We start from the raw sequence: 21,366 nt of genomic DNA, 5'->3' as shown, positions 1-21,366 counted from the left end.
TGAATCAGTGCCGTGGAAATCAGTCAGTTGCCGGGGCCGGCTTCCTCGGCCATCTGCAGAAAGCGGGCCGCCAGTTCCGCCCCACCGTCAGCGTCTCTGGACACCAACATCACAGTGTCGTCGCCTGCGATCGTACCCAATACCGACGGCATCACGGAGTGGTCGATCGCAAGTGCCAGGAAGTTGGCGGCTCCCGGAGGCGTACGGAGCACAGCGATGTTGCCCGAAGCCTCCGCCGTAACCAGCAGTTCCCCGCACAGCCGTGTGAGCCGGGCATCGAGAATTTCCTGGGTAACGCCGCTCTTGGCGTTCCGGTCCCCGCCCTCCCCCGGGACCGCGTAGACCAATGCTCCATCCTTGCCACGGACCCGCACCGCGCCAAGTTCCACAAGGTCGCGGGAGAGCGTGGCTTGGGTGACCTGGACGCCGTCGTCAGCCAGCAGGGCTGCAAGCTCTGCCTGGGAACGCACGGACTCACCCGTCAGGATCGCTGTGATGCGTGCCTGTCGGGCGGTCTTGGTGGCCGGGCTGGCGCCCGGAACGGACGGGTTGGTGGACACTAGAACGTGCTCTCGCCGGTTCCTTCGACGGGGGCGAGGCCCTCGACGAACGCAAGACCGGAACGGTGCATCAGCCAGGCCATGAGCGCCTTCTGGGCGTGGAGGCGGTTCTCGGCCTCGTCCCAAACGATGGACTGCGGACCGTCGATGACACCCGCCGAAATCTCGTAGCCGCGGTAGGCCGGGAGGCAGTGGAGCACGACGGCGTCCGGCGCAGCCTGTGCCATGGCTGCCTCGTCCACGGAGTATTCGCGGAACAACTGAAGGCGGGCTTCTTTCTCCGCCTCCTGGCCCATGGACACCCACGTGTCGGTGGCCACGACGTCGGCACCCTTGAGGGCCTCGGCAGCGTCGCTCGTGATCAGCACGGACCCACCGGTTTCGGCAGCCCGTTCTTCCGCTGCGGCCACGATGTCAGCGGCCGGAAGGTAGCCCTCCGGACCGGAAATCCGGACGTGCATTCCCGCCGTGACGCCGGCCAGCAGGTATGAGTTCGCCATGTTGTTGGCGGCATCGCCCAGGTAGGCCATGGTCAGTCCGGCCAACTCCCCCTTGTGTTCCTTGACGGTCAGGAGGTCGGCCAGGAGTTGGCACGGGTGGTAGTCGTCGCACAGCGCGTTGATGACGGGGACCTTGGAGTTCTCCGCCATTGCCACCAGACCCGAGTGGGCGCCGGTGCGCCACACGATGGTGGACACCATGCGCTCCAGGACCTTCGCGGTGTCCTCTACGGACTCCTTGTGGCCGATCTGGGCTTCACCTGGGTTGATGATGAGGGCGTTGCCGCCCATGTCGGCAATACCGGTCGCGAAAGAGACACGCGTGCGGGTGGAGGTCTTGTCGAAGATCACGGCGACCGTCTTGCGGCCGTTGCCTTCGCCCGCGAAAGGTTGCACGCTGTACGGCGCTGCCTTCATCCGAGCGGCCAACTCAAGCACTTCGGCTTGTTCGGCCGGGCTGAGGTCAGTGTCCTTGAGGAAGTGACGGGTGGAAATGCTCACTGTGCGTCCTTAGCGGTGGTGGCGGTGGCCGTAGCAATCAAGGCAGGCAGGGCTGCCAGGAAACGGTCAGCCTGTTCGGTGGTCAGGATGAGCGGCGGCGCCAGGCGGATGGTCCGGGGACCGGGACTGTTGATGATGAAGCCCGCGTCAAGGCCGGCAGTCACCATGGCGGAGGCGATGTCCGAGTCGACGTCGAAGCCGATCAGCAGACCTTCGCCACGGACTTGGGTAACGCCCTCGACGGCGGCAATCCCCTCGCGAAGGTACTCGCCAACCGAGGTGACGTGCTGCAGCACGCCCTGGGTTTCAATGGCATGCAGGGTGGCCAGGGCGGCGGCAGTGGCCACCGGATTTCCACCGAAGGTGGTGCCGTGTTGCCCGGCGGTGAGCAGGGCCGACGTCGTACTTCCGTACGTGAGCAGGGCGCCGATCGGGAAGCCGCCGCCAAGGCCCTTGGCGAGCGTGACGGCGTCGGGAACGATGCCTGCGTCTTCGCTTGCCAGCCACTTGCCGGTCCGGCCGATGCCTGTCTGGACTTCGTCAAGGATGAGGAGTGCTCCGGCCGCGGTGGTGGCCTCGCGTGCCGCCTGCAGGTATTCGGCGCTGAGGGGCCGGACGCCCGCTTCACCCTGGATCGGTTCCAGGAACACGGCCGCGGTGGAATCGTCGACGGCGGCACGCAGGGCCTCGATGTCACCGAACGGAACGTGGACCACGCCACCGGGCAGAGGCTCGAAAGGCGCACGGTAGGCCTCTTTTGCCGTGAGCGCCAGGGCACCCATGGTCCGTCCGTGGAACGCGCCTTCAAGGGCGATGATCTTTGTGCGCTTGCCATCGCCGTTGTTCCGGCGGGCCAGTTTGAAAGCGGCTTCGTTGGCCTCCGTGCCGGAGTTGGCGAAGAAGACCTTGGAGCCTGTCGGAGCCTTGGCCAGTTCCAGCAGCTTTTCAGCGAGCGCGATCTGCGTTGGGCTCGTGAAGAAATTGGATACGTGCCCCAGTATGGCCAGTTGGCTGGAAATGACCGAGGTGACGAACGGGTGGGCATGGCCCAGTGCGTTCACTGCGATGCCGCCGAGGAGGTCCAGGTACTCCTTGCCGTCAGCGTCCCACACCAGGCAGCCCGCGCCACGGACCAGGACCCGCTGCGGGGTGCCGAAGACGCCCATCAGGGACGTCGAGTACCGGGCCAGCCAGTCGGCACCGGTGCTGTGGCCGGTGATGGCATCGGCCGGGGTTTCGACCACTGCTGCTTCATTGGTGCTCATGCGTTCACGTCCTCGTCGGGTACTACTTGGGTGCCTATGCCCGCTGTCGTAAAGGTCTCCAACAGCATCGAGTGCGCCAGGCGGCCGTCGACAATATGGGCGCGCTCCACGCCTTCGTCGATGGCTTTCAGGCAGGCGGCCATCTTGGGGATCATGCCGGATTCGAGTTTGGGGAGCATGTCGCGGAGCTCTGAAGCGGTCAGCGAGGAAATCAGCGAGGATTTGTCCGGCCAGTTGGCGTAGAGGCCTTCGACGTCGGTCAGGATGACCAGCTTGGAGGCCCCCAAGGCTGACGCGACGGCAGCCGCGGCGGTATCGGCGTTGACGTTGAGGACCTGGCCGGTGGTCTGGAAGCCGTTGCCGTCCTCAGTGATTTCCGGGGCGACGGTGGAGATCACGGGGATGCGACCGGCGTCTAGGATGTCCTTGATACCTGCTGGATCCACGCCCACGACTTCGCCAACCAGGCCAAGGTCCACTTCCTCGCCGTCCACCACGGTGCCGGTGCGCACGGCACGCAGGAGCCCGCCGTCTTCGCCGGACATGCCGACGGCGTACGGGCCATGGGAGTTGATGAGGCCAACGAGTTCGCGTCCCACCTGGCCCGTGAGGACCATGCGGACAACATCCATGGCTTCGGGGGTAGTGACCCGCAGGCCGCCCTTGAACTCGGACTCGATACCGAGCCTGCCGAGCATGGAGTTGATCTGCGGGCCGCCACCGTGGACAACCACCGGGTGGATGCCGACGTGGTGGAGGAACACAATGTCTTCGGCGAAGGCGCGGCGAAGGTCATCGTTCACCATCGCGTTGCCACCGTACTTGATCACCATGGTGGTTCCGGCGAAACGCTGGATCCATGGCAAGGCCTCGATCAGTGTTGCCGCTTTGTCCTGGGCTGCACTCATGGACGTGTTCTCGCGGGTATGCGCAGTCATCGTCATCCCTTAGCTCGAGTACGCGCTGTTCTCATGCACGTAGTCGTGCGTGAGGTCGTTGGTCCAGATGGTCGCCTCGGCGTCTCCGGCTTGCAAATCGATTTCCACGAGAACTTCGCGTGGCTCCAAGTCCACCAGGTTACGGTCATCGCCGATGGCACCGTTGCGGCAGATCTGGATGCCGTTCATGGCAACGTTGAGCTGGTCGGCTTCGAACACGGCGTCCGTGGTTCCTACTGCGGACAGCACCCGGCCCCAGTTTGGGTCCTTGCCGAAGATCGCGGCCTTGAAGAGGTTGGAGCGGGCCACCGAGCGTCCGACGATTTCGGCGTCGCGTTCACTGGCAGCATTGAAGGTCCGGATGGCGATGTCGTGGCTGGCACCTTCTGCGTCGCCAATGAGCTTGCGGGCCAGTTCGGCGCACACGGCGGTCACCGCTTCGGTCAACTGCTCTGCCGACGGCAGTGCTTCGGAGGCGCCGGAGGCCAACAGCACCACCGTGTCGTTCGTGGACATGCAGCCGTCCGAATCGGCCCGGTCGAACGTGACGCGTGTGGCGTCGCGAAGCACAACATCGAGCTCATTGGCCGGTACTTCAGCGTCCGTCGTCAGCACCACCAGCATGGTGGCCAGCCCCGGGGCGAGCATGCCCGCGCCCTTGGCAATCCCGCCTACTGTGTACGGTTTGCCCTCAGCGTCCTTGCCGGTGAAGACGGCTTCCTTGGAGACGCTGTCGGTGGTCATGATGGCGGTTGCGGCAGCGGCACCGCCGTCCTCGCTGAGCTCCTTGGCGGCTGCCTCGACGCCCGGAAGGATCTTGTCCATGGGCAGCTGCTCGCCGATCAGCCCGGTTGAGCACACGACGACGTCGGAAGCTGAGACTCCCAGCACTTCTGCCACTTTCTCGGCCGTGGCATGGGTGTTCTGGAAGCCCTGCGGGCCTGTGCAGGCATTGGCTCCACCGGAGTTCAGCACAACGGCGTCTACGCGGCCGTCGCTGACCACTTGGCGGGACCAGTGCACGGGCGCTGCTGCCACCCGGTTGGAGGTGAAGACTGCAGCGGCGGCCTTGGAGGGGCCATCGTTGATGACGAGTGCCAGATCGGGTTTGCCGGAGGCCTTGATGCCGGCCTTGATGCCAGCGGCACGGAATCCCTTGGGGGCGGTAATGGTCACGGTGCAACTCCCTGCAGGTTCAGGCCGGCTGTTTCATCCAGGCCGAGGGCAATGTTCATGGACTGCACGGCTCCGCCGCCGGTCCCTTTGGTCAGGTTGTCTATGGCGCAAGTGACAATCACACGGCCCGCGTGGGCATCGAACGCAAGCTGCATGACCGCGTGGTTTGACCCCTGCACCGACTTGGTGGTGGGCCACTGGCCTTCGGGCAGCAGGTGGACAAACGGCTCGTCGTCGTAAGCATCTGCCCACGCCTGGCGCAACTCGGCTTCGGTGACGCCGTGACCAACCTTGGCCGTGGCCGTCGTGAGGATGCCTCGGCTCATGGGGGCGAGGGTCGGGGTAAAGGACACCGTGACGGGTTCGCCGGCGACGTTGCTGAGCCCTTGTTCGATTTCCGGCGTGTGGCGATGACCGCCACCCACGCCGTAGGGGCTCATGGAACCCATGACCTCCGAACCGATCAGGTTGACCTTGGCCGCCTTGCCGGCGCCCGAGGTACCGGAGGCGGAAACGATGACGACGTCGTCCGTCAGGAGAAGGTTGTTGGCGAACCCGGGCGTCAAAGCGAGCAGAGCCGACGTCGGGTAGCAGCCAGGGACGGCGATCCGCTTGGCGCCCTTGAGCGCCTCACGCTGGCCCGGAAGTTCCGGCAGCCCGTAGGGCCAGGTGCCCGCGTGCTCGGAGCCGTAGAACTTTTCCCAGGCTGCCGCGTCCTGCAAACGGTGGTCCGCCCCGGCGTCGATGACTACCGTGCCTTCGGGCAACTGCGCCGCGATCCCGGCGGAGGTTCCGTGCGGCAGGGCAAGGAACACGACGTCGTGACCGGACAGGTTCTCCACCGTGGTCTCTTCCAGGATCCGGCTTGCCAAACCATGGAGATGCGGCTGCAACTCCCCTAGTCTGGAACCGGCGTTGCTGTGCGCGGTGATCGCACCGATGGTGACGTTGGGATGGTTCGCCAACAGGCGCAGCACTTCTCCCCCGGCGTAGCCGCTGGCACCGGAGACGGCAACAGAAATAGTCATGACACCACTGTACAGCAAGATTATTCACGCTGCCCGATATTTATGCATGCCCTCGTGTGCGCTGTCACAGTTGTCAGGACATTGCGCGTATGCTTAGTGGAGGGTGATCCAGACCGTGCAGTCCGAACGTCGGCTGCAGCGTTGCCCGTTAGCGATACGGGGCACATTTATGGCACCCACGTCCACCGCTGAGCGCCCCAAAGCACGCGCAATTCAGCCAAATCCGGTTGTCCAGAGCTACTCAGAGCTCCTCAAGTCCGTCAAAGCAGCAGGGCTTCTTGAACGTCGCAGCGGCTTCTACATCTGGGTCTTCGTGGCCCTCATGCTTCTCATGGCCGGAACATGGCTCGGCTTCGCCCTGATCGGCGAGTCCTGGTATCAACTCCTGATTGCTGCCGCCGTCGGCATCCTGTGCACGCAGCTGAGCTTCCTGGCCCATGAGGCCGGGCACAAGCAGATCTTCGCCTCGCGCCGCGCAAACGACTGGTCGGCCCGGCTCCTTGCCACTGGAGTAGCCGGCATCAGCTACTCCTGGTGGGAACAGAAGCACGGCGCACACCACAACCATCCCAACGTCATCTCCAAGGACCCCGACATCCGGAACAACGCCTTGGTCTTCCACGAAGATGCCGCGGCTGAACGCAAGGGCCGCCTGGCGTTCCTGACGAAGAAGCAGGGCTGGTTCTTCTTCCCGCTCCTGACGTTGCTTGGACTTAGCCTCCAGTTCGACTCACTGCGCTTTGTCTTCGGCAAGCAAAACGTTCGCCACCGCTGGGTTGAGACTCCCATCCTCGTGGCGCGGCTAAGCGCTCTCCCTGTCCTGGCCTTCACTTTCCTGCCCATAGGAATGGCCTTTGCCTTCCTTGGCGTCCAAATCATGGTCTATGGCTTCTACATGGGGGCCTCGTTCGCGCCCAACCACAAGGGCATGCCCGTCCTGCCCAAGGACAGCCGCGTGGATTTCCTCAACCGCCAGATCCTGACTTCACGCAACATTTCCGGCGGACGCTTCATGGATTTCCTTCTTGGCGGTCTCAACCGCCAGGTGGAGCACCACCTGTTCCCGGATATGGCGCGGCCCCAGCTGCACAAAGCATCAGCGATTGTGCGCGAATTCTGCGCCAAGCATGCCATCCCGTACACCGAAACAACCCTGGTGCAGTCTTACGGCATCGTGGTCCGGTACCTCAATGACGTTGGCCTGGCAGCCGGCCGCGGCTTCGACTGCCCCGTAGCCTCGACGCACGGACGCTTCTAGGCGTTCGACACGGAAGGTCCCAACCTCCCTAGGATGGATTCTGGAACCGGGCACCGGAAGGACCGCCCCGGAGTAAGGAGCCACCATGACGCACGCAATCGTTGCACAGCAAGCCGGAGGACCCGAGGTCCTTGAGTACGCTTCCGTCGAATTACCGGCCCCGGGCCCCGGACAGCTGCTGATCAAAGTCGCAGCCACCGGAGTCAACTTCATCGAAACCTACCAGCGCAACGGCACCTACAAAGTGGACTACCCCTTCACTCCCGGCGCCGAAGCAGCAGGCGTCGTGGAGGCGGTCGGTGAAGGTGTTGAAGAATTCGCCGTGGGAGACCGCGTTGCCACGGCTGAAGGGACCAAGACGTACGCGGAGTACGCCTTCGTGGAGGCGGCCAAAGCGCTTCCGGTACCTGCCGGCGTCGACGACCACACAGCAGCCGCCCTGCCACTGCAGGGAATCACGGCGCACTACCTGATGAATTCCTCGTTCCGGGTGGAGCCCGGCCACACAGTACTTCTGCACGCTGGAGCCGGCGGTGTGGGCCTGCTGTTGACCCAACTGCTGAAGGCACGCGGAGCCCGCGTCATCACCACTGTCTCCAGTGATGAGAAAGCCGATCTGTCCACCCTGGCAGGCGCCGATGAGGTCCTGCGCTATGAAGGCTTCGCGGACAAAGTCCGCGAACTTACCGACGGCGAGGGCGTCAACGTGGTGTACGACGGCGTCGGAAAGGACACGTTCGATGAGTCCTTGAAGAGCCTGCGGATCCGCGGCGCCATGGTGCTTTTCGGCGCCGCTTCGGGGCCCGTACCGCCCTTTGACCCGCAGCGGCTGAACGCAGCCGGATCGCTGACCCTGACCCGGCCGACCATGGCGCACTTCGTTCAGAACGCCCAGGAACGCCGGTGGCGCTCCACCGAAATTTTCGACGCCGCGGCAAACGGCACCCTTTCAGTAAGGGTGGGCGCCACGTACCCCTTGGCTGAGGCTGCCCAAGCACACCGTGATCTGGAGGGCCGGCGCACCACCGGCAAAGTCCTGCTGGTGCCCTAAGATCAGCGCCCGGCTCCCCAAACTCGTGGTGACTCAAAGGCCAACAGCAGAACAAGGGACCATGACGGGAAGGAAACCACCGACACCTTTTGTTCACCTTCCTGGGAAAAGCTGACCCTGTGAGCACAGAACATCCCGTGGGGGCCGGGCAGCCGCCTGCCCTGACTACCTACCGCCCGCAGTTGCCGGGCGGCACTGCAGCACCTGCCGAACGTACCCTCGTGGACATCCTGGAAGCCACTGCGGCGTCCTTCCCGGAGTCCTCAGCCCTGGACGATGGGCACAAGTCACTGAGTTACACCGAATTGCTCGCCTCGGTGAAGTCCTTCGCGCGCACGCTGAACGCGGCCGGGCTGGGACGCGGCGCGAAAATCGGTGTCCGCATTCCGTCCGGAACCAACGAGCTCTACATCGCCATCCTGGGCATCCTCATGGCAGGAGCCGCCTATGTACCTGTGGACGCTGACGATCCCGACGAACGGGCCCGTCTGGTCTTTGGCGAAGCCAAGGTGGCAGTTGTCATTGGTGCAGGACTCGACGTCCGCCTTTCCGAAACTGCGCAGGAACCCGTTGCCGGGTCCAGCAAGCCGGGCCTGGATGACGATTCGTGGATCATCTTCACCTCTGGCTCCACCGGTACGCCCAAGGGCGTGGCCGTCAAGCATCGGTCCTCAGCCGCCTTCGTCGACGCAGAAGCCCGGATTTTCCTGCAGGCCGAACCCATTGGGCCACAGGACCGGGTGCTCGCGGGCCTGTCGGTGGCTTTTGACGCCTCCTGCGAAGAAATGTGGCTCGCCTGGCGCCACGGCGCATGCCTCGTGCCCGCTCCCCGTGCGCTGGTGCGGACCGGCATGGACCTCGGACCGTGGCTCATCAACCACGGCATCACAGTGGTGTCCACTGTGCCCACCCTTGCGGCCCTGTGGCCGGCCGAGGCGTTGGAAAACGTCCGCCTGCTCATCTTCGGCGGCGAAGCCTGCCCGCCCGAGCTGGCCGAGCGGCTCGCCGTCGATGGTCGCGAAGTGTGGAACACGTACGGACCAACAGAAGCCACCGTTGTGGCTTGTGCCGCTCCCCTGGGCGGACCCGGCCCCGTCCGGATCGGCCTGCCGCTTGATGGTTGGGACCTCGCCGTCGTCGATTCCGACGGCGTCCCGGTGGAAGAAGGCGAAGTCGGCGAACTGATCATCGGCGGCGTCGGCCTCGCCCGCTACCTGGATCCGGCCAAGGACGCTGAGAAGTACGCTCCCATGCCCACGCTGGCCTGGGACCGCGCTTATCGGTCCGGAGACTTGGTACGTTACGAAGCTGAGGGCCTGATCTTCATGGGCCGGGCCGATGAACAGGTGAAGCTCGGTGGACGCCGGATTGAGCTGGGCGAGGTTGATGCAGCGCTCCAATCCTTGCCGGGGGTGGCGGGCGCTGCCGCTGCCGTTCAGACCACAGCTGCCGGCAACCAGATCCTGGTGGGTTACCTGGCCCCCGCCGAGGGTGTGGAGCTCAATTTGGATGATGCTCGAACGATGCTCGCCGACAGTCTGCCTGCAGCCCTGATTCCCCTGCTGACGGTGGTGGATTCGTTGCCTACCAAGACCAGCGGCAAGGTAGACCGCCACGCGCTCCCCTGGCCGCTGCCGGGGTCCGCGGCCGCCGATGCCGGCAAGGCTCCGTTGAACCTGCCCGATGACGCCCGCTGGATAGTTGAGCAGTGGGAGGCCGTCCTGGGCAGTCCTGTTTCGTCCCTCGATGCCGACTTCTTCGCCTATGGCGGCGGCTCCCTGGCCGCGGCCCAGCTCGTCTCGGCTCTTCGTCTTCGTTATCCCACGATTACGGTGGCGGACATCTACGCGACACCGCGCGTCGGCGCCCTGATCGACGCCGCCCGGCAATCACTGCCCGACGGCGGAGCGCCGGGTCCCGCTGCCGAGCGCACCGTCCGCCCCACGGCCTTGAAGTCGCAGGTCTTCCAGATACTCATGGGAGTGCCGTTGCACATCCTCGTGGGGATGCGGTGGCTCACCTATCTCATGGCGGCCAACAACTTGCTCGCCGCCTTTGCCGGGTTCTCTGCGGCCCCTGTGGTGCCCTGGTGGTGGATCGGGCTCTCCTGGCTGGTCTTCGTCAGTCCCTTGGGCCGAATGGCAATCTCCGTGCTGGCAGCCCGGATCCTGCTCGGAAGAATCCAGCCGGGAACCTACCCCCGTTCCGGCAAGACCCACCTTCGGCTGTGGCTTGCCGAACAGATCCAGGATCTTTCAGGTGCCATTGGCCTGGCCAGCGCCCCGTTCGTCCCCTACTACGCCCGGGCACTCGGCGCACGGATCGGAAAGGATGTGCACCTGCACTCCTTGCCGCCCGTCACCGGCCTCCTGTCCTTGGGAAACGGGGCCAACATTGAGCCGGAAGTGGACCTTTCCGGCTGGTGGGTGGACGGCGATTGGGTCCATATCGGCCATGTCCACGTGGGAGCGGGCGCGGTGGTGGGATCGCGAAGCACGCTCATGCCCGGGGCAACCATCGGCGCCGGGGCCCACGTAGAGCCCGGCTCCGCTGTTTTCGGCAAGGTCAAAGCGGGACATTTGGTAGCGGGTTCACCTGCCCAAAGGAGGGGCAAGGCGAAGCACGACTGGCCCGGGACCCCGGCGCGCCGTTCCGCAGTCGATCGATTGTGGCTGTTCGCTTTTGCGGCTGCCTCGGCCATGCTGTCCCTGATCCCCTATGTCTCAGCCTTCGCAGGCGCCCTGGTGATCCTGGCTTTCATCCGGGGGCATGATTCCCTGGAAACTGCAGTCCCGCAGATTGCCCTGTCCGTGCCTTTGGCGGCACTGGCCTGGTTCCTGGGCAACCTCCTGCTGGTCCTTCTTGTGGCGCGGCTCCTGGGCTTGGGCCTGAAGGAGGGCTACTACCGGGTCCGCAGCAGGGTCGGCTGGCAGGTATGGGCTACCGAGCGGTTGCTGGACATGGCACGTGACCTCCTGTTTCCGATCTACGCCAGCCTGTTCACGCCGGTTTGGCTCCGTCTGCTGGGTGCCAAAGTGGGCAAGAACGTCGAGGCCTCAACCGTTCTCCTGGTCCCCCGGATGACCACCATTGGAGAAGGTGCCTTCCTTGCCGACGACACCATGGTGGCCTCATACGAACTCGGCGGCGGCTGGATGAAGATCGCACCTGCCAAGATCGGTAAGCGCTCGTTCCTGGGGAACTCCGGCATGACAGCCGCAGGCCGCAACGTTCCAAAGAATTCCCTCGTGGCGGTGCTCTCTGCCACGCCAGCCAAGGCAAAGTCCGGAACGTCCTGGCTGGGCAGTCCACCGGTCCGTCTGCGCCGCACCGCCGTCGACGCCGACCAGAGCCGCACTTTCCAGCCGCCCTTGAAACTGAAGCTGGCCCGTGCGCTCTGGGAGCTTTGCCGTTTGGTACCGGTCATCCTTACGGTGGCCATTGCGGTGGCTGTGATGGTGGTCCTGGACTGGATCGCACGTGGATGGGGTTATTGGATCGCTGCCCTCCTGGGCGGCGTGGTGATGCTGGCCGCAGGCGGCGTGGCAGCACTGAGTTCGGTGGTGGCCAAGTGGGTGTTGGTGGGAACCATTCGATCCGGCGAACACCCCTTGTGGAGCTCCTTCATCTGGCGCAACGAGGTGGTGGACACCTTCATCGAAATGGTCAGTGCGCCGTGGTTTGCCCGCTCTGCCGCCGGGACACCAGCCTTGGTGTGGTGGCTGCGGGGGCTCGGCGCCAAGATTGGACGCGGGACCTGGTGCGAGAGCTACTGGCTCCCCGAAGCCGACCTCGTAACGCTCGGCGAGAACTCCACCGTCAACCGGGGTTGTGTCGTCCAAACCCACCTGTTCCACGACCGCGTCATGAGCCTGGACACGGTGACGCTAGGCAACGGGGCAACGATGGGCCCGCACGGCGTCATCCTTCCTGCCGCCAGCATCGGCGACGGCGGAACTGTTGGACCGGCGTCGTTGGTGATGCGCGGCGAGACCGTCCCGGCGGGGACGTACTGGATGGGCAACCCGGTGAGCCCTTGGGTGGGTCCGACAGCAGAAGCACCCCGCCTCAAGTAGATTGGGAGCTAATGACTGCACCCACCAGCACCCCCAGTACCGACCCCTACACCCTGGATCACGGCAGCACGGGCTACCGGGTGGACCGGTATGAGCTGGACCTCGACGTCAGGCTTGGCAGCAACAAGCTGATCGGCAGGGCTGTCCTGCACTGCACGGCTCTTGAGGCGACCAACCAGGTGGTCCTGGACCTCGTGGGATTGCGGGCATCCAAGATCCAGCTGGACGGCAGGAAACTGCAGAAATTCAGCCACAGGGCCGAGCATTTGGTACTCACCCCGACGTCCTCGATCAAACCCGGACAACAGTTCACGCTGGAGATCCGCTATGAGGGAAATCCGCAACCGCGCCGCGGGCTGTGGGGAGATGTTGGCTGGGAAGAACTGAACGACGGCGTGCTGGTCGCCGGCCAGCCGAACGGCGCGGCATCCTGGTTTCCCTGCAATGACCACCCACGTTACAAGTCCACCTTCCTCATCTCCGTAACTACCGACGATAACTACCGGCCGGTCTGCAACGGCAAGCTCGTCTCCCACAGCCGCAAGTCCAGCCGTGAAACCTGGGTCTACGAGCAGGTTGAGCCCATGGCAACGTACCTTGCCACGGTTCAAATCGGCCGGTACATCAAGATTCCACTCCGGGCAGAGGATAACCATCACCGGGTTCCCCAGTTTGTCGCTGTCACAGCCGAGATGGCGGGGGATGCCTTGGAAGGCCTGCGACGCCAGCCGGACATGATGAAGACCTTCGAAGATTGCTTCGGTCCGTACCCGTTCACCGACTACACGTCAGTGGTGACGGAGGACGAGCTGGAAATTCCACTGGAAGCCCAGACGGTCTCCATTTTCGGGCGGAACCACATGAAGGAGGCCTGGGAATCGCAGCGGCTCATCGCCCATGAGCTTTCCCATCAGTGGTTCGGGAATTCGCTGACGGCCAGCAACTGGAAAGACATCTGGCTGCACGAGGGATTCGCCTGCTACGCCGAATGGCTGTGGTCCGAGGAATCCGGGACCATGACTGTTGCCGCGCGCGCTACGGCTGCATGGAAGAAGCTCGACGCCGGGGCCCAGGACCTTCTGGTCGGGGACCCGGGGCCTGAACTCATGTTCGATGACAGGGTCTACAAGCGGGGGGCTCTGGCTGTTCATGCCCTACGCATGGCTGCCGGGGATGAGGCGTTCTTCGCTTTCCTGCAGCATTGGACAGCCGGGAACCGGCACGGGTCGGTGTCCACGGAGTCGTTCATTGCAGCAGCGGACGCGTTCATTCCCGGCCTCGACGCCGCCGGAATCCTCAACCCGTGGTTGTACGAGGGTCCGCTGCCTGCAATGCCCCCGTCCAACCGGTAGCGATCGCCCCCACCAGGTCCATCTCGTCGTGGGCTGACAAGTCCAAATCCGATAATCCGTCTCTCTCCAGCACATCCACATCCGTGGGGTTTCGACGCAGGCCCTCCCCTGTCATCTTCAGCCAGGCCTCCTTGCGTGCCCAGAGACTGGCGCGTTGCCGACTCTGCTGGGCGCCGGGGATTGCGCCCAGGAATTCTTTCTCCTGTTCCGTCAGGGCGACGTCGTTGAAGCCCGCGAAATCCGTGGCACCGACCACTTCAAGGTCCACTCCCAGCAGGAAACCTTGCGGAGGATGTACGACGCCGGCCAGCAGCACCCAGCCCGACGCCCGGGAGGCGCTGAGAGCCAAAGGTGCGGGACCGCCGTCGAGCATGAAACCGGGCCTGCCGTGGTCCTGGCCAGGACCGCACTGGGGGCAGCGGTAATCGGGTGTGAGCCGAATGGAGTCGACATCAAGGAGCGAGGCCGCGAACTGCTGGAGCGCGATCCTGCCGGCGACGAAACCGTCCCGGGCTGCCGGGTTGGCGAAATGCAGGGCTCGCTGGCGGGCGGGTTCGCCCAGCTCCGCGGGAATGATTGCCGGAAGGGGCACGTCGCTGAGCTTGCGCAACTCCAGCACGGGGTTTCCCACGGAGCTCCTTTGCAGCTCTCCTCCACGCCGGACGCTTCTGGACTGGACCGGCTTCAGACTATCCTCCTGCCATCCGGATACAAGCGCTTGCCCATGTGCTTGGGCGTACGGAGAACTATGGACCGGTCCCCGATCTCAACGGAGGGCAAGCGCTCGCCCAATTGCCGCTCCAGTGCGGCCATGTCCTCGACGCGCCTGAGCCACACCGACAACAGCAAGGAATACTGACCGCCTGTCGTCGCAACGAGCCGCGCCGCGTCGAGGCCTGCCAGGGCCGCCGCCACAGCAGCGATTTTTGCAGGGGGCACCCGCAGGAAATACCAGACGCTGACCGGCCACGGCGAGAAAGTGCGCGCTATATCAAGCCGCACCACCACCCGCTGGGCGCCCAGGATGTTCGACAATGCACCCTTGGCCCGCGCTGGGCTGATGCGGAGCCACTGCGCCAGGTCAGAAACCGGGGCGCGCCCGTCGATGAGGAGAATGCGCGTAAGGTCGTCCTCCACGGAGTCCGGAACCAAGGACTTACCGGCGTGCGGCGGAGGCACAGCCCGTTCCAAGGCCCTGACTTCGTTCTCGTGCAGCGACTTCAGCCGCCAATTCTGCGCATCCGTGAGAATCCGGATAATCCGGTGGGTCCGGGTGCTCGTGATACCTGCAAAGTTGGGCAGTCTTTCCAGGAGAAACGCTGTCAGCTCGGCTTCCGAGGCACACAACACGCACAACACCAGGTCCCGGCTTCCGGCCGTCTGGTCGATGGTGATGACCACCCGCTCCCGGGCCAAGTCATTGACAATGCCCGCCAACGTCGAGGGGATGCAGCTGATCTCGACCACCGCTCCTACGGACCTGGCCCCCTCGCCCCGATAGGACGTCATCCACGCCAGGCCGGTGTCCTGGAGAACAGCCCATCGTCGGGCCAAGGTGACTGCATCCGCTCCGACGATGGAGGACAACGCGGTCCACGGGGCGCGCGGCCGTACTTGCAGGGCGTGCAGCAACCGCAGATCACGCTCATCGAATTCGATGTCCCGCACCGCTTGCCACCTGCCTCAGCTTCCCCGTAGTGGGGCACACCAATTATGACTCTCCCTTGTTTGGGCCCCAAACCCTTGAGATCGGCCATCACGCGTCACGAACGTCGAACTGGCACACATGTATAGATGGTGTGCGTTCTGCGCACCACTTGGTTGACGCACCACTTGGTTGAACAGAAGGCATGCGAATTGCTCGAAACAGACAGGCTACTCAACGCGGTTGTTCTTGAAGCTGCCAACACCGGGACCACATTAAGGCTCAGTGATGTCACGGATTTCGCGTGGGACCACGTGGGCTTTGTCACCGGGGCTGGAACTGACGACGCAATAGAGCAAGCCTTCGGTCAGGCACCCGAAAGCCGGGAAGTCCATACGACCTCACCGGCTTTGTTTGTCTTCTTCAATGAGGACAAGATCGTTAGGACCGTACGCGTGACTACAGATGCCTTCTTCGTCGCCGACGCCCAGCGGAAGTACGACCACACCGTACAACTTGAACCCACGATCGGCCCCACCGGATTCCTGAACTGGCGTGAAAACCAAGCTGAGGTGGCGGCTGCATCGGAGGTACGGTACAAGAGGCAACCAGCGTTCAACCCCTTGTTGCCTGCACTCCTTTGCTCCTTGGCCTGGACCGACTCCCTATTGGTTGGCTACACCTTTGACTTCGGTCCCGATATTCAGCGCATCGGTCTCGCCGTGCATATTCTGTCGCTGGTGGCGGCCTTCGGAGCCATCCTGGTGGTCGACTGGCTTGGTCTCCTTTGGCTCCTCGGAAAAACCCCGCTGCAGGCGGCGGCCACACTGGAGTCAGCGGCCAAACCGCTGATTTGGGGAGGACTGGCACTACTGCTGTTATCCGGGGCATTGATCAGGCCCGATCCCGGCAGCCCGCTCACCTGGGTCAAGCTTGTGTGCGTCCTTGTCCTGATGCTAAATGGCGTGTTCATGCACCCCGTGCTCCGCCAACTGTTCACCCAGGCCCCGGGAACGAGATATGTGGGCCTCGGCAGGCGACTGAAGATCCGGCTCATGGTGACGGCGGGGATCTCACAGGCCTGCTGGTGGACTGCGGTGCTCATCGGCCTGGTCAACAGCACACTGCGCAGATGACCGTCGTAATGCCAGTGTTCCCCGCAGCATTTCGAATGCGGGGAACACTGCGCACGCGGATTAACCCAGCCGGGCTACTTCACTGATGTCAGGTAGTTCGCCAAGGTCGGCGTGATGCGGGTTCCCGAATTCGAGCTGCCGCCGTTGGTGTGGATGGCCACGATGGTGTTGCTGCTGTTGTAGACGGGCGCACCGCTCTGGCCACCGTACGTGTCCATCTTGTAGAACACCTTCTCGGTCTGCGTGCTGTCGATGGTTCCGGTCATCGACCACATGGTGCCGAAGGCCTTGTCGCCGGGATATCCCCTGACCGTGGCGCTTGTTCCGTTCAGGCTGGCGGTGGTGCCAGCGTAGGTCAACCAACCGGTGGTGTTGCCCACCGTGCAGTCGAGTTTGATGACGCCCCAGTCCGCGTTGGTGTTGGCCGAATCGATCCAGCGCTGGTCGGTGTAGATCTTGCTGGCCCCACAGCTGCCGTAGGGGTCTGTTGCCCCGTTGCGTCCGGGCGCGACCTTGACGCCCCAGGAGTAGTCGGCCGTCGAGCCGGTGCCGCCTTCATGCACGCAGTGGCCAGCGGTCAACACCGTGTCAGCCGAGATGAGCGCCCCGGAACAGATGTATCCACCATTGAATTCGATCTGCACGATGGAGCGGTTTGGTGCAGCCGTGGTGTCAGTGATCCGGACCCTGCCATCAGCGCCGATGACTGAGTCCGTGGACGCGCCGCCAATCTTGGAGGGCATTGCAAGGCTGTACCTGTCGGCCAGTGGAGAGGCCGCGGAACCGGACGTCTGTGTCTTGTCCACGGCATGCGACACCGGCTGGAAACCGGAGTTGGCCACTGTAGTCGTCGGCTCTGACGCTACGGCTGCCCCGGTCAGCGAGGATGTCAGGGCCACAACCGCAGCCCCGACAAGCACAGCAAGCTTCTGCTTTTTCATGGGTACCTTTCAAAGAGCAGCTCTCGTGGAGCCGCGCGAGGGATGTGATACACATGTTTCACATGTGTATGACAAAACTGTCATACAGCCGTGAATAGTCTGTCAAGATGTTGGGAGTCGAATCTCGTTAAAAAGAAAACCCCGGGACCGAAGTCCCGGGGTCTTACAGGAAGGATACTAGCGCTGGACGGCGCCAAAGCGGTCAGCCGCCACGGCCACGGCGGCGGCGCGGGCTTCGGATGCCTCGTCAGCCGTCAGCGTCCGGTCGTTCGCACGGAAGCGCAGGCCGAAGGCCAACGACTTCTGACCGTCGTCGATGCCCGGACCAACGTAGACATCGAACAACGCAACGTCCTCGAGCAGCTCCCCGGCGCCTTCCCGGAGCGCAGACAGAACCTGGTCAGCAGGCACGTCCTGCGGAACCACCAAGGCAACGTCCTGGGTTGCCACCGGGAACCCGGAGATGTGCTTGGCGACAATCACATCGGCGGCAGCTTCGAACAACGCCTCAACGTTGACCTCGACAGCCACGGAACGGGCCGGCATGTCATGCGAAGCCAGGAGCTTGGGGTGGAGTTCTCCTGCATAACCAACGACGTCGCCATTGCGCAGCGCGAGCCGGGCGGCACGCCCGGGGTGGAACGCCTGGTGGCTGCCTTGGCTGACAACCAGTTCGACACCAAGGACGTCGGCGATCAGCCTGGCGACATCAACAGCGTCCGCCCAATCCCAGGCGCGCGGCTTGTGCGTGGCCGCAGCCGGAGAGTCATGGCCGGTGAGGACAGCGCCGATGTGCAGCGGCTGGTGAGGAACGCCGTCGTACAGCGCATCCAGAACCTCATCGCTGGGCTTGACGCCCAGCGGCGGGATGGATTCGGTTCCGAGCTTGTCACCAGGAAGGAACACCGAACCGGCTTCATAGAGCGCCAGATCGCGGAATCCGCGCGAGTGGTTCCGGCGGGCGACCTCAATAAGGCCCGGCAGGATGGACGTGCGGAGGTAGCCGTGTTCCTCGCTGATCGGGTTGGCGAGCTTCAGCGCAGGACGCGGCGCGCCTTCCTCCGCCACGCCAAATGTGTCATTGGCAGCCTTGGTGACGAACGGGTAGGACAGCACCTCGGTCAGACCGGCATCAGCAAGCGCCTGCACTACGCGACGCTTCTGCTGCTGCGTGCGGCTCAAGCCACGCCCCGGAGGAGCCACCGGCAAGGTCGCCGGAATGTTGTCATAACCGACGAGGCGCGCGATTTCCTCGGAGAGGTCTTCCTTGGTTTCAAGGTCGTTGCGCCAGCTGGGGGCGGTGACGCGGTATCCGGTAGCGGTCTTCTCCACGACGGCCCCCAGGTCCTCCAGGGAGGTGGTGATCTGCTCTTCAGTGAAGTCGATACCGATCCGCGCTGAGGCGAAACCTGCAGGCAGGTCGATGACGACGGCGTCAGGCGCGGTCCCGACGTCGGTTCCGGCCTGGTCCGCTGTTCCACCGGCGAGCTCCACCAGGAGATCGACCACGCGCTGCGCGGCAATGTTGGCAACGTGCCAGTCAACGCCACGCTCGAATCGCTTGGACGCTTCGGACGGCAGCTTGTGTCGACGGCGGGAGCGGGCAATGGACACTTCATCAAAGTGCGCCGCTTCCACCAGGATGTTCGTAGTGGCATCGGACACCTCCGTGTGCGCACCGCCCATGACACCGGCAATGCCGATGGCACCGGAGTCATCTGTGATCAGCAGGTCCTCGACGTCGAGCGTACGTTCCTTGTCGTCGAGGGTAGTGATCTTCTCCCCTGCGACAGCGCGGCGGACCACGATGTCGCCCGACAGCTTGTCGAGGTCGTAACAGTGGTTCGGCTGGCCGAGTTCCAACATGACGTAGTTGGAGATATCCACGGGCAGCGAGATGCTCCGCACGCCCGCGAGGCGAAGGCGCGAGGACATCCACGGCGGGGTCGGACGGGAAGCATCCACGCCCCGCACGGTGCGGGCAACAAAGCGGTCGCAGCCAGGCTTGCCGTAGATGGGCGCGTCGTCGTTGAGCTTCACTCCGTAGCCACCCTGGAGGGAGGCAGGGGCGTTCACCTTCGACGCGGGGTCCACGAAGGACGTTCCAGTGGCGTGGGCGTACTCACGGGCAACGCCGCGGATGGAGAACGCGTAGCCTCGGTCCGGGGTGACGTTGATTTCGGCCGCTTGGTCGTAGAGACCCAGCAGTTCCATCGCGTCAGTCCCGACTTCCGGGTCAAGTCCGATGCGGGAAAGGACGAGGATACCGTCGTGGTCATCGCCGATGCCCAGCTCGCGGACGGAAGCGATCATTCCCGCGGACAGGTGTCCATAGGTCTTCCGGGCGGAGATCTGGAAGTTTCCGGGCAGGACAGCACCAGGGAGGGTAACTACTACCTTGTCGCCTTCAACGAAGTTGTGGGCACCACAAATAATGCCCTGCACACCCGAGGGGTCGATTCCCTTGCCGGTGAGGGTCTGCTCCTGTCCTTCCGGAACAACGCGGACCTGGCACCAGTTGATGGTCTTGCCGTTGCTTTGCGGTTCCTTGACCAGGCTCAGGACCTGGCCAACAACGATCGGACCCTTGAGCTCGTCCGTGGGACGGTGAACGTCTTCCTCTTCGAACCCGACCTTGACCAGGTCCGCCATGACGTCTTCGGCCGTTGCTTCGGCCGGTACCTGCGCAAATTCACGCAGCCAGGAAAGTGGGATACGCACTGTTAGATCTCCATCCCGAAGTGCTCGCTGAAACGTACATCGCCTTCGATCATGTCGCGCATGTCGCCAACTTCGTTGCGGAACATGAGCGTGCGCTCAATGCCCATGCCGAAGGCAAATCCTGAATAGACGTCCGGGTCAATGCCGGCAGCACGGAGGACGTTGGGGTTGACCATGCCGCAGCCACCCCACTCGATCCACCGCGGACCGCCCTTGGCACCGGGGTGCCAGATGTCCAGCTCAGCAGAGGGCTCCGTGAATGGGAAGTAGTTGGGCCGCAGGCGGATGGACGCTTCATCACCGAACATCTGGCGGGCGAAGTGTTCCAGGGTGCCGCGGAGGTCGGCCATGCTGAGGTTCTTGTCGATGGCCAGGCCCTCGAACTGGTGGAAGACCGGCGTGTGGGTGGCATCGAGCTCGTCGGTGCGGAACACCTTGCCCGGGCACAGCACGTAGATGGGCACCTCGCGCTCCAGCATCGAACGGACCTGCACCGGGGAGGTGTGGGTGCGCATGAGCAGGTGCGCCTCCGGGGGCTCCACGAAGAAAGTGTCCTGCATTTCACGTGCCGGGTGGTCCGGCTTGAAGTTCAAGGCATCGAAGTTGAACCACTCGGATTCGACTTCCGGGCCCTCGGCGATTTCCCAGCCCATGCCGACGAAGATGTCCGACACCCGGTCCTGCAGGGTGGACAGCGGGTGGCGCGCACCGGCACGACGCCGACGCGGGGCCGCGGTGACATCAACCGTTTCCTCGATCAGGATGCGGGCGTCATTCTCTGCTTCAAGCACCTGGGTCCTGGCGGCGAGCGCCTGGTTAACCCTGCCGCGCGAGGAGCCCATGAGCTTACCGGCGGCCGCCTTGTGCTCCTTGGCCAGGCCACCGATTTCGCGGTTGGCAAGGCTCAGGGGCGACTTCTCGCCCGTGTGGGCAAGGCGGACAGCCTTGAGTTCATCAAGGGAGGAAGCTGCCCCAATAGCGGCGATGGCGTCCTCGACGGCGGCGTTGATGGCGGCCTCATCCAGCGGATTCGGGATGGCGGCGCCTGGCAAAGTGTCAGTCATCTACTGTTCTTAGCTACGAGTTGGGAGCGGCCGGCAAGGCAGGCCTGCAAAACGAAAGGGTAGTGCTCACCGCGGACGGCTGGCACTACCCTTCAGTCTAGTTGAAGCGCACCGGCGTGTTTTAACCGCCGAACGACAGGAGTTCGACGGCGGC

16 protein-coding genes are annotated in these 21,366 nt (G+C 64.0%); 5 read left to right on the top strand and 11 right to left on the bottom strand.

Annotated elements, in window-relative coordinates; genetic code table 11:
• Positions 1-23 precede the first annotated feature (23 nt).
• Genes N5P29_RS08160 through argC form a run of 6 tightly spaced genes read right to left on the bottom strand, consistent with a single transcriptional unit; the run spans position 24 to position 5,968 of the window.
• Positions 24-560, bottom strand: a complete 537-nt coding sequence (locus N5P29_RS08160; protein ID WP_144663086.1) for an arginine repressor — start codon at positions 558-560, stop codon at positions 24-26.
• Positions 560-1,561, bottom strand: coding sequence for an ornithine carbamoyltransferase (argF, locus tag N5P29_RS08155; RefSeq protein ID WP_144663085.1), 1,002 nt, complete (start codon positions 1,559-1,561; stop codon positions 560-562). Before argF ends, N5P29_RS08160 begins: the two co-directional genes overlap by 1 nt.
• Positions 1,558-2,826, bottom strand: a complete 1,269-nt coding sequence (locus tag N5P29_RS08150; protein ID WP_262278095.1) for an acetylornithine transaminase — start codon at positions 2,824-2,826, stop codon at positions 1,558-1,560. The genes argF and N5P29_RS08150 overlap by 4 nt, the downstream gene beginning before the upstream one ends.
• The gene (gene argB / locus N5P29_RS08145; RefSeq protein ID WP_144663083.1) at positions 2,823-3,764 is read right to left on the bottom strand and encodes an acetylglutamate kinase; all 942 of its coding nucleotides are present in this window, start codon (positions 3,762-3,764) and stop codon (positions 2,823-2,825) included. The genes N5P29_RS08150 and argB overlap by 4 nt, the downstream gene beginning before the upstream one ends.
• 9 nt (positions 3,765-3,773) lie before the next feature.
• Positions 3,774-4,940 (bottom strand): bifunctional glutamate N-acetyltransferase/amino-acid acetyltransferase ArgJ, encoded by a 1,167-nt coding sequence (argJ, locus tag N5P29_RS08140; RefSeq protein WP_262278094.1) that lies wholly within the window; start codon positions 4,938-4,940, stop codon positions 3,774-3,776.
• Positions 4,937-5,968 (bottom strand): N-acetyl-gamma-glutamyl-phosphate reductase, encoded by a 1,032-nt coding sequence (argC, locus tag N5P29_RS08135; RefSeq protein ID WP_262278093.1) that lies wholly within the window; start codon positions 5,966-5,968, stop codon positions 4,937-4,939. Before argC ends, argJ begins: the two co-directional genes overlap by 4 nt.
• A gap of 169 nt (positions 5,969-6,137) precedes the next feature.
• On the opposite strand from argC, the gene N5P29_RS08130 reads away from it, so the two are divergent.
• The 4 genes from N5P29_RS08130 to N5P29_RS08115 all read left to right on the top strand — a co-directional run bounded on the left by N5P29_RS08130 (position 6,138) and on the right by N5P29_RS08115 (position 13,705).
• Entirely contained in the window at positions 6,138-7,226 is a 1,089-nt protein-coding gene (locus N5P29_RS08130) for a fatty acid desaturase family protein (protein WP_262278092.1), read from the top strand.
• 85 nt (positions 7,227-7,311) lie between these two features.
• The gene (locus tag N5P29_RS08125) at positions 7,312-8,277 is read left to right on the top strand and encodes a quinone oxidoreductase family protein (protein WP_262278091.1); all 966 of its coding nucleotides are present in this window, start codon (positions 7,312-7,314) and stop codon (positions 8,275-8,277) included.
• Between the two features lie 119 nt (positions 8,278-8,396).
• Entirely contained in the window at positions 8,397-12,353 is a 3,957-nt protein-coding gene (locus N5P29_RS08120; protein WP_262278090.1) for a Pls/PosA family non-ribosomal peptide synthetase, read from the top strand.
• Between the two features lie 11 nt (positions 12,354-12,364).
• Entirely contained in the window at positions 12,365-13,705 is a 1,341-nt protein-coding gene (locus N5P29_RS08115) for a M1 family metallopeptidase (RefSeq protein ID WP_262278089.1), read from the top strand.
• Here the strand turns inward: N5P29_RS08115 and N5P29_RS08110 are convergent.
• Both N5P29_RS08110 and N5P29_RS08105 read right to left on the bottom strand, forming a co-directional pair.
• Positions 13,650-14,336, bottom strand: coding sequence for a 4'-phosphopantetheinyl transferase family protein (locus N5P29_RS08110; RefSeq protein ID WP_262278088.1), 687 nt, complete (start codon positions 14,334-14,336; stop codon positions 13,650-13,652). The genes N5P29_RS08115 and N5P29_RS08110 overlap by 56 nt on opposite strands.
• 53 nt (positions 14,337-14,389) lie before the next feature.
• A complete protein-coding gene (locus N5P29_RS08105; protein WP_262278087.1) occupies positions 14,390-15,373 on the bottom strand; it encodes an Lrp/AsnC family transcriptional regulator in 984 nt (327 codons plus the stop codon).
• A 189-nt stretch (positions 15,374-15,562) separates the two neighbouring features.
• Here N5P29_RS08105 and N5P29_RS08100 point away from each other — a divergent pair, with 189 nt between their 5' ends.
• Positions 15,563-16,486: a hypothetical protein gene (locus N5P29_RS08100; protein WP_262278086.1), complete on the top strand. Its 924-nt coding sequence runs from the start codon at positions 15,563-15,565 to the stop codon at positions 16,484-16,486.
• Positions 16,487-16,560: 74 nt separating this feature from the next.
• On the opposite strand, the gene N5P29_RS08095 is transcribed toward N5P29_RS08100, so the two are convergent.
• From N5P29_RS08095 to pheS, 3 genes are all read right to left on the bottom strand, one after another.
• Positions 16,561-17,427, bottom strand: coding sequence for a trypsin-like serine peptidase (locus N5P29_RS08095; protein WP_262278085.1), 867 nt, complete (start codon positions 17,425-17,427; stop codon positions 16,561-16,563).
• A gap of 177 nt (positions 17,428-17,604) precedes the next feature.
• Complete coding sequence (gene pheT / locus N5P29_RS08090; RefSeq protein WP_262278084.1) at positions 17,605-20,148, bottom strand: phenylalanine--tRNA ligase subunit beta; 2,544 nt, start codon at positions 20,146-20,148, stop codon at positions 17,605-17,607.
• Between the two features lie 2 nt (positions 20,149-20,150).
• A complete protein-coding gene (gene pheS / locus N5P29_RS08085; protein ID WP_144663073.1) occupies positions 20,151-21,212 on the bottom strand; it encodes a phenylalanine--tRNA ligase subunit alpha in 1,062 nt (353 codons plus the stop codon).
• Between the last annotated feature and the right edge of the window lie 154 nt (positions 21,213-21,366).

The sequence above is a fragment of the Paenarthrobacter sp. JL.01a genome (genome assembly GCF_025452095.1).
Lineage (GTDB): Bacteria > Actinomycetota > Actinomycetes > Actinomycetales > Micrococcaceae > Arthrobacter.
This window is presented reverse-complemented; position numbering and strand designations above follow the sequence as displayed.

Coding starts and splice junctions, on each gene's coding strand:
- argC (WP_262278093.1), bottom strand. CDS start 5,968: ATGACTATTTCTGTTGCCGTCTCCGGTGCCAGCGGCTACGCCGGGGGA.
- N5P29_RS08115 (WP_262278089.1), top strand. CDS start 12,365: ATGACTGCACCCACCAGCACCCCCAGTACCGACCCCTACACCCTGGAT.
- argB (WP_144663083.1), bottom strand. CDS start 3,764: ATGACTGCGCATACCCGCGAGAACACGTCCATGAGTGCAGCCCAGGAC.
- N5P29_RS08125 (WP_262278091.1), top strand. CDS start 7,312: ATGACGCACGCAATCGTTGCACAGCAAGCCGGAGGACCCGAGGTCCTT.
- N5P29_RS08130 (WP_262278092.1), top strand. CDS start 6,138: ATGGCACCCACGTCCACCGCTGAGCGCCCCAAAGCACGCGCAATTCAG.
- N5P29_RS08095 (WP_262278085.1), bottom strand. CDS start 17,427: ATGAAAAAGCAGAAGCTTGCTGTGCTTGTCGGGGCTGCGGTTGTGGCC.
- N5P29_RS08150 (WP_262278095.1), bottom strand. CDS start 2,826: ATGAGCACCAATGAAGCAGCAGTGGTCGAAACCCCGGCCGATGCCATC.
- pheS (WP_144663073.1), bottom strand. CDS start 21,212: ATGACTGACACTTTGCCAGGCGCCGCCATCCCGAATCCGCTGGATGAG.